This is a genomic window from Pseudomonas sp. CFBP 8771, assembly GCF_014841695.1.
GTDB classification, from domain to species: Bacteria; Pseudomonadota; Gammaproteobacteria; order Pseudomonadales; family Pseudomonadaceae; genus Aquipseudomonas; species Aquipseudomonas baltica.
On the sequence record NZ_JACYUJ010000006.1, the window covers coordinates 445,584 to 461,703 of the forward strand.

Sequence of the window (16,120 nt, forward strand, 5' to 3'; positions counted from 1 at the left end):
GCTAGCAACTGTAATATTCTGGCCGCTACACTCGAGGCTTTGCCTGTCATGGAGGGATATAGATGCGGCGCGTGGTGTTCAATCAGAAGGGCGGCGTAGGCAAATCCAGCATTGCCTGCAACCTGGCGGCCGTCAGTGCCAACGAGGGCTTTCGCACGTTATTGATCGACCTCGATGCCCAGGCCAACTCTACCCAGTACCTCACCGGGCTGACCGGTAACGATATCCCGATGGGCATCGCGGACTTCTTCAAGCAGATCCTGTCGTCGGGGCCGGCCAGCAAGAAAGGCAAGGTGGATATCCATCAAACGCCCTATGACAACCTGCATGTAGTCACGGCTTCGGCGGAGTTGGCTGATCTGCAGCCCAAGCTGGAAGCCAAGCACAAGATCAACAAGCTGCGCAAACTGCTCGACGAGCTCAGTGAAGATTATGATCGGATCTATATCGACACGCCGCCGGCGTTGAATTTCTATGCGGTGTCGGCGCTGATCGCTGCGGATCGGGTGCTGATTCCCTTCGATTGCGACAGCTTTTCCCGGCATGCGCTCTATGGGCTGCTGAGCGAAATCGCAGAGTTGAAAGAGGACCACAACGAGGGTCTTGAAGTCGAAGGTATCGTCGTCAACCAGTTCCAGCCTCGGGCCAGCCTGCCTCAGCAGATGCTCGACGAACTGATCGCCGAGGGCCTGCCCGTGCTGCCGGTGTATTTGAACAGCTCGGTCAAGATGCGCGAGTCCCATGAGCTGAATATCCCGCTGATCCACCTGGACCCGCGACACAAGCTGACCCAGCAATTCGTGGAGTTGCACGACCTGCTCGAACAAGCCTGACCTCCCACCCCTGTGATCGACTGTGGGAGCGTTCTGCGGCCGCGAATCAGGCACCGCGATCTGCCTGATCCACCGCGGCGTTCGCCGACGCGGCTTGCGCCGCTGCTACATCGCGATCTGCCTGATCCACCGAGGCGTTCGCCGACGCGGCTTGCGCCGCTGCTACGGGCACGGTGATTCGCCTGACCCGCTGCGCCGTTCGCTGACGCGGCTTGCGCCGCTGGTGCACGCACCGCGATCAACCCAATGGCGGGCCTTGCTCAATTCCCTGTAGCAGCGGCGCAAGCCGCGTCCGGCCTCGATGCGGTGCATCAGGTTGCTACAGGTTGGCGATACCCTGGGCAGCAAGCCAGGCCAGCAACTGCGGCAGCGGCATCGCGCCGCTCTGCCGCGCCACTTCTCGACCATTCTTGAACAGGATCAAACTCGGTATCGAGCGGATGCCAAGTTGCGTGGACAGCTGCGGGTTGGCCTGGCTGTCCAGCTTGGCCAGTCGGCATCGCCCCTGCAGTTGCCCCGCCGCCCGCTCGAACACCGGCGCAAAGGATTTGCATGGCCCGCACCAGTCGGCCCAGACGTCCACCAGCAGCGGCAGATCGCCCTTGATCTGGCTGGCATAGTCGCCTTGAGTCAGCTCGAAGGGTGTATCGAGCAACACCGCCGCCTTGCACCGCCCGCATTTGGGCTGGTCGGTCAGGCGCAAAGCAGGAATGCGATTGAGCCCGTTGCACTGCGGGCAGGGGATTACCAGTGAGTCGCTCATGTCCGGCTCCGATTTGAAAGATGGCCCGTGCGTATCTGGAGGCAGAAAGATCGGTTATCAACCCAAGCGCCACAGCCTACTCCGTAGGAGCGGTCATCGGCCGCGAAGGGCAGGATGCGGTCTGCCTGATGCACTGCGGTGCAGCGTTCGCGGCCAGTGTTGCTCACGACGAACAACTGATCTCCAGATGCTTGCCCCACTCCGGTGGCCGTTCGGCGTAACCTTCCATGCCCGGCTGCGCTTCGAATGGATTGCAAAGCACCTGGTGCAGGCGGCGCACCTCCGAATAGTCACCGTCTTCGGCCGCATCGATGGCTTTTTGCGCCAGGTAATTGCGCAGGATATACAACGGGTTGACCTGGTTCATGCGTTCCGTGCGGCCTTCCACCACATCGCGCTCCATGCGCGCCTGGTAATCGCCTGCCCAGGCATCGAAGCCCTGGATATCGACGAAATCATCGCGCAGCACGGCCAGCGAGCCATCCTCACCCAAGCGGCGGAAGAACAGGTTGTAGTCCACACCGCTGTTCTGCATAAGCTCCAGCAGGCGTTCGAGCAACACCTTGTCGCCCTCTTCGGCCAGGGTGAAACCCAGCCGCCGCCGCATGATGTCCAGCCAGGCCGCCTCGTACAGTGGCAAGAACAACGCTAACGCTTCCTGCAGAGCCTCCACGCTGATCAGCGGCGTCAACGACTGAGCCAGGGCACTGAGGTTCCAGTGCGCCACGGGCACCTGGTTGCTGAAGCTGTAGCGGCCTTGATGGTCGGAGTGGTTGCAGATGAAATTCGCATCGAAATCGTCGAGGAAGGCGTACGGCCCGAAGTCGAAGGTAATGCCCAGAATCGACATGTTGTCGGTGTTCATCACCCCATGACAAAACCCGTAAGCCTGCCACTGGGCGATCAGTTCGGCGTTGCGCTCGACGACTTCGCGGAACATGTCGAGGTAGGGTTCGGGCTGGGTTGCACAGCCGGGGAAGTGGGCTGCCAGCACATGGTCGACCAGCTGTTTCTGCAGTTCGGGTTGGCGCGTGTAGTAGAAGTACTCGAAATGCCCGAAACGCACATGGCTGGGGGAAAGGCGCAGGAGCATGGCAGCGCGTTCCTGTTTCTCGCGCCACACCGGGGTGTCCGATGCAATCACGCACAGTGCGCGACTGCTGGGAATGCCCAAGGCATGCAAGGCTTCGGAAGCGAGGAACTCGCGGATCGAGGAACGCAGCACCGCCCGGCCATCGCCCATGCGCGAGTAGGGCGTCTGCCCGGCACCCTTGAGATGCAGGTCCCAGTGCTCGCCGGCCTCGTTGTACACCTCGCCCAGCAGCACCCCGCGGCCATCGCCCAGCTGTGGCGTGTAGCCGCCGAACTGATGGCCCGAGTAGATCATCGCCCGTGGTTCGGTCTCGCTCCACAGTTTGTGCCCGCTGAACAGCTCGGCGAACAGTGGCGTTCGGGCGCATGCCGGGTCCAGGTCCAGCAGGCTCATCGCCGCATCGCTGGCCACTACCAGCCGTGGGTTGTCGATCGGCTCGGGCAGCACGTGGGTGGAGAAAACGTCGCCCAGGCGGGCGAAGCGGTTGTCGAAGATCAGTTCGTCGAGGCCTTTCATGTGCGTTCTCCGTTGGCGCGGTGCGCTCAATCAAGTTTCGAGGGCGGTGGCTTGGGTGCTTCCACGGCCTGGGGTGCGCTCGGTGGCTCGGCCGGCGCAGGCGTCGCCGCCGGCTGCAGGGTGCCGGCACTTTCTCCAGGCTCGGCGGGCACCAGCTTGTACTCGCGGCCGGTGGTGTTCTTCAGGTAGATCTCCATTTGCCGGAACGAAATGTTGATGTTCTGACGCTTGAATTCCTTGTTGATGAAGCGGTTGATCTCGTCCAGGACCGGGTTGCGGTCACCCAGGTCACGCACGTGCATGCGCAACTCGTGGTCCAGGGTGCTTTCGCCGAAGTTGAGGAAATACACCAGTGGCTCCGGGTCCTTGAGCACCCGCGGGTTGTCCCGCGCAGCCTTGAGCAGCAGGGTGCGCACCAGGTCCAGGTCCGAGCCGTAGTCCACGCCCAGCTTCAACGTCACCCGGGTGATGGTGTCGGTCAGCGACCAGTTGATCAGTTGCCCGGTGATGAAGGTCTTGTTGGGGACGATGATGTCCTTGCGATCGAAGTCGGTGATGGTGGTGGCGCGAATGCGGATCTTGCTCACCGTTCCCGACAGGTTGCCGATGGTGATGGTGTCGCCGATGCGCACCGGGCGCTCGAACAGAATCATGATGCCGGAAATGAAATTGGCGAAGATCTCCTGCATGCCGAAACCCAGCCCTACCGAGAGCGCCGCGACCAGCCACTGCAGCTTGTCCCAGCTCACTCCCAGGGTCGACAGCGTGGACACGAAACCCACCCCGGCGATTACGTACGACAACAACGTCGTGGTGGCGTAGGCGCTGCCCTGGGCCAGGTTGAGCTTGGACAGCACCAGCACCTCCAGCAGCCCCGGCAGGTTGCCGGCCAGCACGAAGGTGATACCGATGATCACCGCCGCACCGATGAAGTCGCTGAGGCTGATCGGCACCATGCTCATGGCCGCGCCGGTGCCGCTGGTGTACTCGTACAGGGTGATGTTGTCCAGATAGGCGAACACGCTGATCAAATCGCTCCAGACCCAGTACAGCGCGCCGATGAAGCCGGCCAGCAAGGCCAGGCGCACCAGGCGCAGGGACTGCTGGTTGACCTGCTCGATGTCCAGGGTCGGCTCTTCGGCGACTGCTTCGCCTTCGCCGCTGTCCTTCGCCGTCTGCCGCTTGGCCAGTGCCCGTTGGTAGGCCAGGCGCCGGGCGGCGACGCTCAGGCCACGCACGAATGCGGCTTCGATGACCAGCCAGATCATCAGCAGATACAGGGTGTCGATCAGCCGGTCGGTGAGCTTGAGCGCCGTGTAGTAGTAGCCAAAACACACAGCCACGAACAGCGCGATCGGCAGCGCGGTGAACAACAGGCCGATGGTACGGCGGAACAGCGAAGCGCTCTTGTGCGTCGGGCTGCTGACCAACAAGCGTCCCAGCAGCCAGGCCATCAACGCGTAGCAGGTCAGCACCACGGCAATGCCGAGTACGTCATCCGCCAGCGCCGAGGGTTGCAGTTCGGCCACCGCCACCACCGACACCAGCGCCAGCACGACGAAGCCCAGCCGGCGCACCCAGCCCTGGAGAAAGGCCACCTGCGCACGCTCCCAGCGAAAATGCAGCTCGGCCACGCCGCCGGGGGCGAGGATGCGATAGGCGGTGTAGAACACCAGCCAGGCTTGGGCGATCTGCAACATGGCCGCGCCAAGACCGGCATTCTGCCCGCGAGCATCGATCAGCAGGGCGTAGCCGCACAGGGCCAGGCCCAGGGCCATGGGCATGGCCAGCAGAATGTTGATCAGAATCGCCGCCGGTGTGTGCCATTGCCGGTCGCGCTTGAAGTGGCCGATGTCCTGATGGACCGCATTGAGCTTCTGGTAGAGAAACTTGCGCTTCCACTGCAGCAGGCCGATCACCAGCAGCAGGGGCAGGAACAGCAACGGCCGCTGCACCAGGCCATCGGTCAGTTCGCTTACGCTCGATGCCCAGGGCAGGGTGGTGACCTGGTTTTCCAGGCGTCGCGGCACGGCTTTGAACCACTCGTCATCCAGCGGCTTGTTACTGGGGATCCAGAACATCTGCTCGTCCAGCGTGGCACGCAGGCCCTGCGCGGTGCTGAGCAGTTGCTTCTGGTTGAGCTGCAGGGTGATCGACTCGTTGAGCAGTGCGCTCAGCTCCCGGTTCAGGCGTTCGAGCAGGTCGCTGCGGGTGACCGCCAACTCCAGCAGGCTTTTGCGCAATTGCGGCGCGTTCTGGTCCTGTGGCTGATTGACCATCAGGTTGTCCACGTACGCCGCCGGGTTGCCGATGGCTTCGCGCTGTTGGTTGACTTCGAACTGATAGAGGCGGATGTCGGCGATCTCGTCGGCCAGGTCGCGATCGACCTTCAAGTGCGGCAACGCCTGCTTCTGTTTGTAGAGAATCTTGGACAACAACAGGCTGCCCTTGAGCACGCTGATCTGCTCGTCCAGGGCCTGGTCGCTCTGCGTCACGCTGTCCAGCTGCTGGCGGGTCTTGAGGTTCTGCTGGGTCAGCTCGTTGAGCCGGTCGGTGCTGCGCAGCAGGTAGTCGGACAGCTTGACGTTGGTTGCACTCTCCGTGGCCAGCACGCTGCTGCCGCCGGCTTTCTGTGCTTCCAGCGACTGCTTGGTGACGGTTTCCTGGGACTGCGCCAGGCGCTTCTGGTTGATCAGCGTCTGCAGGTCCTGGATTTCCTGCTCCAAACGGGTGGTCTTCTCCAGCACCAGGTCGTGACGGGCATTGCCCAGGTCCTGCAGGGTACTGTTGCCGGCCAGCTCCTGGCGGCGCAGGTTGATCAAGGCATTGATCGACGCCTGTTCGGCCGCCAACTGGTTGCGCGTGTCGGGGGTCAGCGCCTTGCCGTCGTTCTTGCCCAACTTGAGAATGCCGCTGATCTGCTGGATACGGTTCTGGCTGGCGCTGATTTCGGTCTGCGCGCGTTCCGGGCGGGTCTGCGCGGTGATGATCAGGCTGTTGGCATCGGACAAGGCCTTTTGCAATTCGCCCTGCTCGGTGGTGCGCTCGCTGAAGATCTGCTCCAGCTGCGGCACGCTCAAGGTGGCATAGCGCTGGCTCACAGGGATGATCGGCATGCCCTTGAGACGGCTCAGCTCGCGCTGCGCCTCCAGGGTCTGCTTCGGCGCATCGGCCAGTTGCTGCTTGAGCTCGGCCAGCTTGCGTTCATTGTCGGCCTGGTTGCCAAGCAGCCCCAGGGTCTGCTCGAACACCTGCTGCAGCGCCTTCTGGTCGGCTTCTGGCAGCTTGCGCTCGGCGATCTTGTCGAGGTTCTGTTGCACCGTTTCACGGTTGAGGGGGTCGGCAGCCTGAACGCCGGCGACAGCCATGCACAGCCCCAGCAGGGCTGCGGAAAGAAAATTGCGCATAGGTTAGACGTCGTACAGCTCGAAGAGAGATGGGCAGTTTAGAGGAAGAGCCCAGGCGCTGGACCACTTCTTTCGCAGAATTTGACGCCCACTTTCATGATCCGGTTCCCGTGCATGACCGCATTGCCTGACGCAGGCCAGGCTATGTCACGTGAACAGTCCGGTTCATGCCCCTTCGGTCCGTCGCACAGTCTTGGGCGGGCCCGGACTGCGGCCCCGACCAAATCGCTGGAGCCAGAGCCCTTCGAGCCAGTCTAGGTACCTTTGAGCAGAGACGTGTCGCCGGGCGGCTCGGTGCCACATTCCGGCTCTTTCTCAGGGCCGGAGCTCGCACTCACTCCAGCCCGAGGCTCCCTGAGCGTCAGCAGATCTGCAGGCGGCGCAGGCAGGCGCATCTCGGCAATTTGCTGATCGGCTGCCGTTGAAAGAGGCATCCCCCAGGCGCGCACGAAGGCTCGCAGATCAGCCCAAGCGGCCATGCTCCCAAACAGTGCTAAGTTATCGAACGATTGGGCTCGCGAGGGCGTTGTGCTCCAAGGGCCATGCTCACGGGCAATCCGGTTCAACCGTGGCCAAACAGTGTCGCCGAACCCGAGGCGTAGTTGCTCCAGGGCTGCAAGACGCTCGAACGCAGATAGCTGGGTTATGTCCAGATCAGACGCGGCCTGCTTTTCCAGCGCATTGTCCCAGGTGTCCTTGCCGTTCGCGCCGGGGTGAGTCAGATTCGACCGCACACCGAATACCCGCTGGGTCGCCATGGCGGAAAGGTTGTTGGTCACTTCGCTGAAATCATTGGGCAGGTAGGCGCGCATCTGGTTCTGATGACCTATTTCGTGAGGCACTGCCCACTCCGCCTTGAGGCGCTCGGGTTCAAGCAGCCCTTGTGCATACGCCATGTTGTATGCCGTGTACCCGGTGGTGGCATGTGCCGATCCAGCGCCACCGTGGTTACCCAGTACAAGATGATATTTCAGCGGAGCCGGTGCATGAAGTTCTTCTGCCTTGTCCAGACCCAGTAACGTCTCTTGCACGTCAATGATGCGCTCGTAAGTTGCCATCAGCAGCGGTATGTCACTGTTCTTGTAAGCCTGCGCCGACGCCCGATCGACGGTCAGAACGACCCGGGCACTGTACAACTCCACGTACGGGGTTGGCCGCGCATCGAGCATAGCGTGATAGACCGCTGTTGAGGTATTGCCGTGCTCGAAGTAGGGAAGTTCCTGTGCACCCAGAATGATGACATTGGCGGCGTTTATTTCATTGGCCAGTTGGAAGTAGATGACCCCTCCACCAGGATCGGTAATGGTATTGGTGCCAAGTTGAAGGGGATAAGTTCGTTGCTGGGAGTATTGCGTGTCCGTGTCGGCGTAAGGGGCGCCAATGAACAGGTTCATCGCGATGGGCGGGGTGTCCGTGTGTACGACGATCACTTTGAAAGCGCTATTCTTGGGGGCGTAGAAACCTGTTGGTTGCCGGTTCATCAGGGGAAAGCGCGTACCCAGTCGATACACGGCCGCGAAACGGTCCACGGTGGCCTCGAACGTCGCCCAGCGGTGCCTTCGGATGCCTATGGAGCCATCGCCCTGGGTGACCAGCCGGAAGCGCTGGTTCAAGTTGCCGGCCACCAGGATCTCCATGGTCGGTGTCTGATGATTGAAGGTCAGCACGTACCCTGTCAGTACTGACTGGATCGATACGGTGTCATCCGAGTAGCGCCTGATTCGGAAGCGTTGTGTGCGAACGTCTTCTTCCGGCTGCGCCCACAGTCGGGTGCCTTCGCAACTCAAGCGGTAACGGGTGTAGCGGTTTTGCACGAATTGATCTTCACCAGCGTTCCCGGTCAATAGGAAACTTTGTGACTGGGAGCCGTTGTAAAGTCGCGCATTTACCGCTGTGCCTTGAAAAGAAAGTACGGTATCCGGGAGCATGGGCTTGGCCTGACGGAGGTTGAGACATAATCAGGCTAGCAGGGTCAATGTAATGGTCGCGCCAGCGGAAACGGCAGAAACCAAAGGGGGAGGGGCGTCGCAATGTTGCGCACTGTTCGCAACTTGCTGAGTAGAAAAGGTATTCCGTCTCAGCGGGTAAAGTCTGTACAAAGTTGGGGAACTGAATGTTTTTTTACAGGATGAACGGTCGTATTGGCGTTGTTGAGTACGCAGACCGTTCATTCATCAGCAGGCTTGAATTCATTCGCCAGGAATTCAAAGGAAGAGCCCAGGCCCTGGACGACTTCCTTCGGGGAATCTGACGCCCACTTTCATGATCCGGTTTCCGTCCATGACCGCGACCGTCCAGACGGTGCCGTTCCATTCTACGTGGTCGCCAACGATCGGCGCGCCGCCAACCCGCTGAATGATGAAGCGGCTGAGCGGCATCTGCGGGTCGAGCCCATCGAGCTTGAGGCCGTAGAGCGCCGACACTGCGCCCAATTGCGCGTCGCCTTCGAGGACGAAGTCGCCGAAGAAGCGCAGGTCCAGACCGCGCTGCGGTGCCTGGCTGAACAGTTTGCCCAAGGCCGGCAGGTTGTGCTCGTGACCGATCACGCACAGCAGGTCGTCCACTTCCAGCACCGTACTGCCGGATGGGTGGAGCAATTGCTGGCCGCGGAACAGTGCGGCAATACGTGTGCCTTCGGGCATTTTCAGCTCGCGCAGGGCTGCTCCGATGCACCACTTTTCCGCACCCAGGCGATACACGAACAGCTCCCACTCGCTGGTGATGTGCACCTCGAGGGCCGAACGCGAGATCGGCGCGGGATCCGGCGGCACGGTGACCTTGAGCAGCTTGGCTACCCACGGCAGGCTGGTGCCTTGTACCAGTAGCGACACCAGTACGATGAAGAACGCCAGGTTGAAGAACAGCTGCGCATCAGGCAGCCCGGCCATCAGCGGGAACACCGCGAGGATGATCGGTACCGCGCCGCGCAGGCCGACCCACGAAATGAAGGCTTTTTCGCGGCCATGGAACGCCTTGAACGGCAACAGGCCGACCATCACCGACAGCGGCCGCGCGACCAGGATCATCCACAGGGCCAGGGCGAGCGCGGGCAGGGCGATGGGCAGCAGGTCGTGGGGCGTGACCAGCAGCCCCAGCACCAGGAACATGCCGATCTGCGCCAGCCAGGCCATGCCATCGAGCATGTGCAGAATGCCATGGCGGCTGCGGATCGGCTTGTTGCCCATCACCAGGCCGCACAGGTAGACAGCCAGGAAGCCGCTGCCGTGCAGCGCGTTGGTCAGGGCGAACACCAGCAGGCCACCGGCTACCACCAGGATCGGATACAGGCCGGCGGCCAGGTTGATGCGGTTGACCAGTTGCAGCATGACCCAGCCGCCGCCCAGGCCAATGACGCCGCCAATGCCGAACTCGCGCAGCAGGTGCCCCAGCAGGCCCCAATGCAGGCCGGTCTGGCCGCTGGCGATCATGTCGATCAGGGTCACGGTGAGGAACACCGCCATGGGGTCGTTGCTGCCCGATTCGATCTCGAGCGTGGCGGTCACCCGTTCGTTCAGGCCCTTGCCGCCCAGCAGCGAGAACACCGCCGCCGCATCGGTGGAGCCGACGATGGCGCCGATCAACAGCCCCTGGATCATGCTCAGGTCGAACAGCCAGGCGGCGACGGCGCCAGTCAGCGCGGTGGTGATCAGCACCCCCACTGTGGCCAGCGACAGGGCGGGCCACAACGCCACGCGAAAGCTCGATACCCGCGTGCGCAGGCCGCCATCGAGCAGGATTACCGCCAGCGCCAGGTTACCGACCAGATAGGCCGTGGGGTAGTTGTTGAAGATGATGCCGCCGCCGTCCACCCCGGCGGCCATGCCTACGGCCAGGATGATCACCAGAATGGGAATGCCCAGGCGGGAGGAAAGCGAGCTGACCAGAATGCTCGCACCTACCAGCAACGCGCCGATCAAGAACAGGCTGTTGATGAAGGTGGCATCCAAGGGCGGTACTCCGGTTTCTGAAAACGAGGTGAAAAGGCAGTCGCTTATGCAGGCTGCGTGCCAAGGGATAATAACCTGTGTAAATGCATAACTGTCAAAGCCTTGCGTGGAATCATCACACGTCGGCGGTGTTGCAGACGGGCACCAGCAGCCATGCTGTGGTGTTACGGGCAGGAAAAGTCCTACAGGACTTACGGATGCGCCTTGCATATGTGGAGGAGGGCGTTTGTAAGAATCAGCACCCTTTCTCCTTTCCAAGGGGAGTGCTGCAAGGCACTTCTTATCCCGTGCATAAAAACCAACCCCTTACCCTTGAAGCTGTCAGCGGTAGCGACAGTTTGCTGACCTGCATCCGCTGGTTGTGCGCTCACCACGGTCGAACCCGGAGCGAGGCGGCATTGATTGCTGGATTGTCGGTGCAGTCCCCCCTGGATGCCGAACAGGCCCTGCAGGTATTCAGCCAGGCGGGGTTCGCTGCCGGGCTGGTCGAGCGATCGCTGTGCAGCCTGCCGAGTGTCCTGATGCCCTTGATTGCACTGGACCGACAGCGCGGTGCAATGATCCTGCTCGGCCCTTGCGATCATGGCTACCAGGTGATCATGCCTGCCCTTGGCGCAGAGCCGGTGGTGATCAGCGCACAGGAGCTGCTCGAACTCTACAGCGGCTTCGCGATTCTCGCCCGCCCCAAAGCTGAAGCACTGCACAGCGACGCCGAGCCCCCGCAAAGCGATGGCCACTGGTTGCTGTCGACGCTCTGGCGCTACCGGGCCAGTTACCTGAGCGCAGCCTTCGGCGCTGTGCTGATCAATGTACTGGCACTGGCCAGCGTTTTCTTCACCATGAACGTCTACGACCGGGTGGTGCCCAACAATGCCTATGTCACTCTATGGTCGCTGGCCCTGGGCGTGACCCTGGCCATTGCCTTGGAGGCCGTTGCGCGCTGGGCGCGTGGGCAAGTGCTGGACGAGGCCGGAAAGAAAGCCGACCTGGTCATGGGTGCAGTGTTGTTCCGCCAGGCCCTGGCCGTGCGCATGGAGCACAAACCGGGCTCCAGTGGAGCGTTCGCCCACCAGTTGCGCGAGTTCGAATCCGTGCGTGATTTCATCACCTCGGCCACCCTGACGGTGTTGTCGGATTTGCCATTCTGCCTGCTGTTCATCGGTGTGATCTTTGCCATCGGTGGCGCCCTGGGTTGGGTGCCTCTGGCCAGTGTGCTGCTGATCGTGGCGATCAGTGTTGCGCTGCAATGGCCGCTGTCACGGGTATTGCGCGAAAATCTTCAGGAAACCGCCCTGAAACAGGGCTTGCTGATCGAGTCCATCGACGGGCTGGAAGCGCTCAAGGCCTTGGGCGCCGAAGGCGTGCGTCAGCGGCGCTGGGAACACCTGAGCGCACAGGCGGCGACGTCGGCGCTGAAATCGCGTCAGGTCATCGCAGCCAGCACCGGCGCCAGCGCGTTCATCCAGCAATTTCAAACGGTGGCACTGATCACGGGCGGTGTGTACTTGATCGATGCCGGTGATTTGAGCATGGGCGCCCTGATCGCCAGCGTGATGCTCGCCGGGCGCGCCACCGCGCCGTTGGGGCAGGTTATGGGGCTGGCAGCGCGCTTGCAGCAGGCCAGGGCCGCGCTGGCATCGCTGAACCGGCTCATGGCGCTGCCCACCGAAAGAGCCTCTGCGCAGCCCTACCTGAGCAGCCCGGTCCTGCGCGGGCAGGTCACCTTGCAAGGGGTGGGTTTTGCCTATCCGGCGCCTTCGACGACGCCAGCGCCCTCCATTCTGCAGGGGATCGACCTGCACATCGACGCCGGCGAGCGCGTTGCGATCATTGGCGGCGTGGGCAGCGGAAAGTCCACCCTGCTGCGGGTGCTGGCTCGACTGTATCAGCCGCTGCACGGACGAATGAGCAGCGAAGGCGTGGATATCCACCAGATCGACCCTGCCGACTGGCGCGCCGCGGTGAGCTATGTCGGTCAGGATGCGCGGCTTTTCCAGGGCACCTTGCGCGACAACTTGTTGATCGCCCGGCCCGACGCCAGCAGCGCTGAATTACTCCGTGCCATGACCCTGTGCGGCGTGGACCGTATCGCCGCCCGGCACCCGTTGGGTGTCAACCTGCCCGTGGGTGAGCGCGGTGAGGGCTTGTCCGGCGGGCAGCGTCAATTGGTCTGTCTGGCCCGCAGTTTGCTCAAGCGGCCTGCGGCACTGCTTCTGGATGAGCCTACCAGTGCCATGGACAGCCAGACCGAGCAGCATTTTCTGCGACATCTGCGCAACGCTCACGGCGGGCAGACGCTGGTGTTGGTAACCCACCGGCCGGCCGCACTGGAGCTGGTGGACCGCATCATCGTCATGGAACACGGCCGCATCGTCGACGACGGCCCAAAGGCCCGAGTCCTGGCAAGCCTTGGCCGGCCGGTGCAGTCATGAGCCGGCACGCGGCGGTGCAGCCGCCTGGCAATGAAGATGTTGCCTATCTCAATGACCTGCAGGCAGCGTTGCTCGCCCAACGGCCGCCGACCGCGCGATGGCTGATCTATCTGATCGCCGGGGTGTCGATCGTGGCGTTGACCTGGGCGGCCACCGCGCGTGTGGAAGAAATCACCCAGGCCCAGGGCAAGGTGATCTCTCAAAGTCGTGAGCAGTTGGTGCAAAGCCTCGAGGGTGGGTTGGTAGCGGTTTTGCACGTCGCCGAAGGGGACGTGGTGGCGCCAGGGCAGTTGCTGGTGACCTTGGATCGGGCACGCGCATCGGCCGATTTCGAGCAAGGGCTGGCCCAGGTGCTTGGCCTGCAGGCAGCGGTCGCCCGCCTGCGCGCCGAGGCCTATGGGCAGCCCCTGGACTTGCAGTCCATCGCTGAGCGCGCCCCGCAGCTGGCTGCCGATGAGCGCCGCGCATTCGATACCCGCCAACGCGATCTGCAGCAAAGCTTGAAGGCATTGCGTGCGAACCTGACGCTGGCGAACCAGGAAATCCAGTTGACCGAACCGTTGGCGGGCAAGGGCCTGATTTCGACGGTGGAACTGCTGCGCATGCGCCGCCAGGCCAGCGAGCTGGACGCGCAGATCGTTGAACGTGGCAACCGGCATCGCGCCGAAGCCCAGGCCGAACTGGCGCGTCACGAGCTGGAGTTGGCGCAGGCCGAAGCGGCCTTGAAGGCGCGCGCCGACGTCCTGGCTCGTACCGAGTTGCGCGCACCGCTGCATGGCACGGTGAAAAATGTGCGTGCCAACACGCTGGGCGGCGTAGTGCGCGCCGGTGAGGTGATCATGGAAATCACAGCCCTGCAGGACCAGTTGCTGATCGAAGCCAAGGTCCTGCCCGGCCAAGTCGCTTTCCTGCGCCCCGGTCTTCACGCAACGGTGAAGCTGAGCGCCTATGACTACAACATCTACGGTGGTCTGACCGGCAAGGTGCAGCAATTGAGCGCCGATACCTTCGTTGCCGAGCCCGGCAGCCGAGGCGCCAATGACCCTGAGAGCTGGTATCGCCTGTTGGTCCTGACCGACACGGCTGCATTGCAGGCCGGCAACCAGACTCTGCCCGTGACGCCCGGCATGCTTGCCACCGTGGACATTCGTACCGGTGAAAAAACCATCCTCCATTACATGCTCAAGCCCCTGTTCAAGGCGCGCGAAGCCTTTCGGGAGCGTTGATCGTGAAACCTGTCGCACTCTATTTATTGTTGGCGGCCACTCCAGGGGCCTACGCACAAACCGTTTCCCTGAGCCAGTATCAATCCGCACACGCCGAGGGCGCCGACGACACCTGGCGTGCCCTGTTGCAGCCGGCCGTGGCCCGCGCTTTGGCGCGAAGCCCTGAACGAGCTCGGTCCCAGGCTGCTGAAGCGGCATCCTCGGCCGAACTTTCGGGCGCACTGGGACAGCGCTTGCCTCAGTTGCGTGCAACCGGTAACAGCAATAGCAAGGCGTGGGGCGCCAATGCCGATGCAGTTTCTACCCAGGGGCATGCCTTGCGCCTGGAGATGGTGACGCCGTTGTATGACGGCGGTGGGCGACAAGCCAGCATTCGCGGACAGCGGCACTTGCTTGAAGCGGCAGGTGAAACCCGTGAGCAAGTCAGCCTGGATTTGGCTTGGAGCGTGGTATCGCTATTGGTGGAGCTGGGCAAGCAACAGGCAATCATTGAGCTGGCCAGTGACTATCAAGTCAGGATGACAGACCTGGTTTCGCGCTTGAGCGAGATCGTGCGTGCCGATCCGGGCAGAGCCAGCGAGTTGACCCAGGCCCGCGCCCGTTTGCTGCAGGCCCAGGCCGCAGTGGATGCGGCCCGATCGGGGCAGCGCGATGCCGAGCTGGGGCTGGCCAGCCTGCTGGGCGATTCCGGAGTGCCATCTGCCGTACTGCGCAACCCGGCGCTGTTGCCGGTGCCTTTGGCTGAGTGGCTGCAGCATATCGATGCACACCCGGCCGTGAAAGCCAGCGCGGCGTTGTCCAGCACGGCATGCGCTCAAGCAGATGCCGCCTGGGCGCAAAGGCTTCCGCAGTTGAGTTGGGTAGTGGGCAAACCGCTGGAAAGCGACAATCTGGGTCGGGAGAAACCCTGGAGCACGCACCTGTCCATGAGTTGGGCGGCGTTCGATGGCGGGCAGGCCCGAGCGGCCCGGCAGGCGTCCTTGCATCGCTCGCAGATGGCCGATGAAGACCAGCGCCTGGCGCTCCAGCAATTGGAGTATCAGTTGCGCGAAGCCCATCAGGCAGCACAGGTGGCCGTTCAGCGGGCACAGCTTTATGAGCGTTTGAGTGAGGAGTCGGCGCAGATCCGTCAGGCCTTTTTCGAACAGTGGTACCAACTGGGTCGGAGAACCTTGCTGGATGTGCTGGCGTCTGAAACCGACCACTTCAGCAATCGGCAGATCGCCGTGGCCAGCCGTTTCGAGGCGTCGGCAGCGGTATTGAGAGGGTATTGGCGGGCGGGAACGTTGTTGGATTGGTTGCAGATCGGCGACTGATGGCCATCTGAATAGAAAAGCACCGCGCCTGCAGGGCAAGCGCGGTGTGTTTCAGGGTCAGGCGGCGACGATGTCGTCCAGACCGATCATTGCCTGCAGGTTCGCAGGTTCAGCGTACGACAGCTCGGCGAATGCCGGAGTCGAAGCCGTTGGCGTCTGCAGGGACGCGTGCAGGTTGGCCCACTGCTCGGCGTCCGGCTCGTCATCGCCAGGCAGAGCGGCGTCGAAGAGCGACTGGGTTGGATCGACCAGGGCGTGGGACGAGCACGTGCCAACGACGTTGAGGTCGAATGGCGCGCTGGTGATGCCGTCGGCGCTGGCGATCAGGCTGTGTTCGCCGTTGCTCAGGGCCGGGGTGGTGAAGGTCCAGTTGCCGTAGCTGTCGGCCACGGTCTGACCGATCAGCACGCCATTATCATAGATCGACACGATGGAACCGGCGCCGGCCTGGCCCATCAGCTGGGGCTGGTTGTCATCTGTGGTCCTGCCATTGAGGAGCATGCCTTTGCTGTTGCCGACATCGTCCAGAGCGCTCGCGATGTAAGGAGTCACCGGGCCGGTGCCGTCGTCGACGTTGAGGTCGAACG

At 62.5% G+C, this 16,120-nt stretch carries 10 protein-coding genes; 4 read left to right on the top strand and 6 right to left on the bottom strand.

Annotated features, from left to right (window positions below; all coding sequences use genetic code 11):
* The first annotated feature begins 62 nt into the window (after positions 1–62).
* Positions 63–833 carry a ParA family protein gene (locus tag IFT80_RS16520; RefSeq protein WP_122715876.1) on the top strand — a complete coding sequence of 257 codons (771 nt, stop codon included), beginning with the start codon at positions 63–65 and terminating at the stop codon, positions 831–833.
* 319 nt (positions 834–1,152) lie between these two features.
* On the opposite strand, the gene trxC is transcribed toward IFT80_RS16520, so the two are convergent.
* The 5 genes from trxC to IFT80_RS16545 form a co-directional block, all read right to left on the bottom strand.
* Positions 1,153–1,596: a thioredoxin TrxC gene (trxC, locus tag IFT80_RS16525; RefSeq protein ID WP_185794778.1), complete on the bottom strand. Its 444-nt coding sequence runs from the start codon at positions 1,594–1,596 to the stop codon at positions 1,153–1,155.
* Between the two features lie 163 nt (positions 1,597–1,759).
* Complete coding sequence (gene selO / locus IFT80_RS16530; protein WP_192137892.1) at positions 1,760–3,205, bottom strand: protein adenylyltransferase SelO; 1,446 nt, start codon at positions 3,203–3,205, stop codon at positions 1,760–1,762.
* A 26-nt stretch (positions 3,206–3,231) separates the two neighbouring features.
* Positions 3,232–6,612, bottom strand: a complete 3,381-nt coding sequence (gene mscK, locus IFT80_RS16535; protein ID WP_122479771.1) for a mechanosensitive channel MscK — start codon at positions 6,610–6,612, stop codon at positions 3,232–3,234.
* A 254-nt stretch (positions 6,613–6,866) separates the two neighbouring features.
* Positions 6,867–8,540, bottom strand: coding sequence for a M60 family metallopeptidase (locus tag IFT80_RS16540; RefSeq protein WP_192137893.1), 1,674 nt, complete (start codon positions 8,538–8,540; stop codon positions 6,867–6,869).
* Between the two features lie 276 nt (positions 8,541–8,816).
* Positions 8,817–10,559, bottom strand: a complete 1,743-nt coding sequence (locus IFT80_RS16545; RefSeq protein WP_122479769.1) for a potassium/proton antiporter — start codon at positions 10,557–10,559, stop codon at positions 8,817–8,819.
* Positions 10,560–10,846: 287 nt separating this feature from the next.
* Here IFT80_RS16545 and IFT80_RS16550 point away from each other — a divergent pair, with 287 nt between their 5' ends.
* Genes IFT80_RS16550 through IFT80_RS16560 form a run of 3 tightly spaced genes read left to right on the top strand, consistent with a single transcriptional unit; the run spans position 10,847 to position 15,533 of the window.
* Positions 10,847–12,991, top strand: a complete 2,145-nt coding sequence (locus IFT80_RS16550; protein WP_446730998.1) for a type I secretion system permease/ATPase — start codon at positions 10,847–10,849, stop codon at positions 12,989–12,991.
* Positions 12,988–14,217 carry an HlyD family efflux transporter periplasmic adaptor subunit gene (locus IFT80_RS16555; RefSeq protein WP_192137895.1) on the top strand — a complete coding sequence of 410 codons (1,230 nt, stop codon included), beginning with the start codon at positions 12,988–12,990 and terminating at the stop codon, positions 14,215–14,217. The genes IFT80_RS16550 and IFT80_RS16555 overlap by 4 nt, the downstream gene beginning before the upstream one ends.
* Positions 14,218–14,219: 2 nt before the next feature.
* Positions 14,220–15,533, top strand: a complete 1,314-nt coding sequence (locus IFT80_RS16560) for a TolC family protein (protein WP_192137896.1) — start codon at positions 14,220–14,222, stop codon at positions 15,531–15,533.
* Between the two features lie 57 nt (positions 15,534–15,590).
* Here IFT80_RS16560 and IFT80_RS16565 read toward each other — a convergent pair.
* A partial coding sequence (locus IFT80_RS16565) for an Ig-like domain-containing protein (RefSeq protein WP_192137897.1) occupies positions 15,591–16,120 on the bottom strand: 530 nt, incomplete at its 5' end.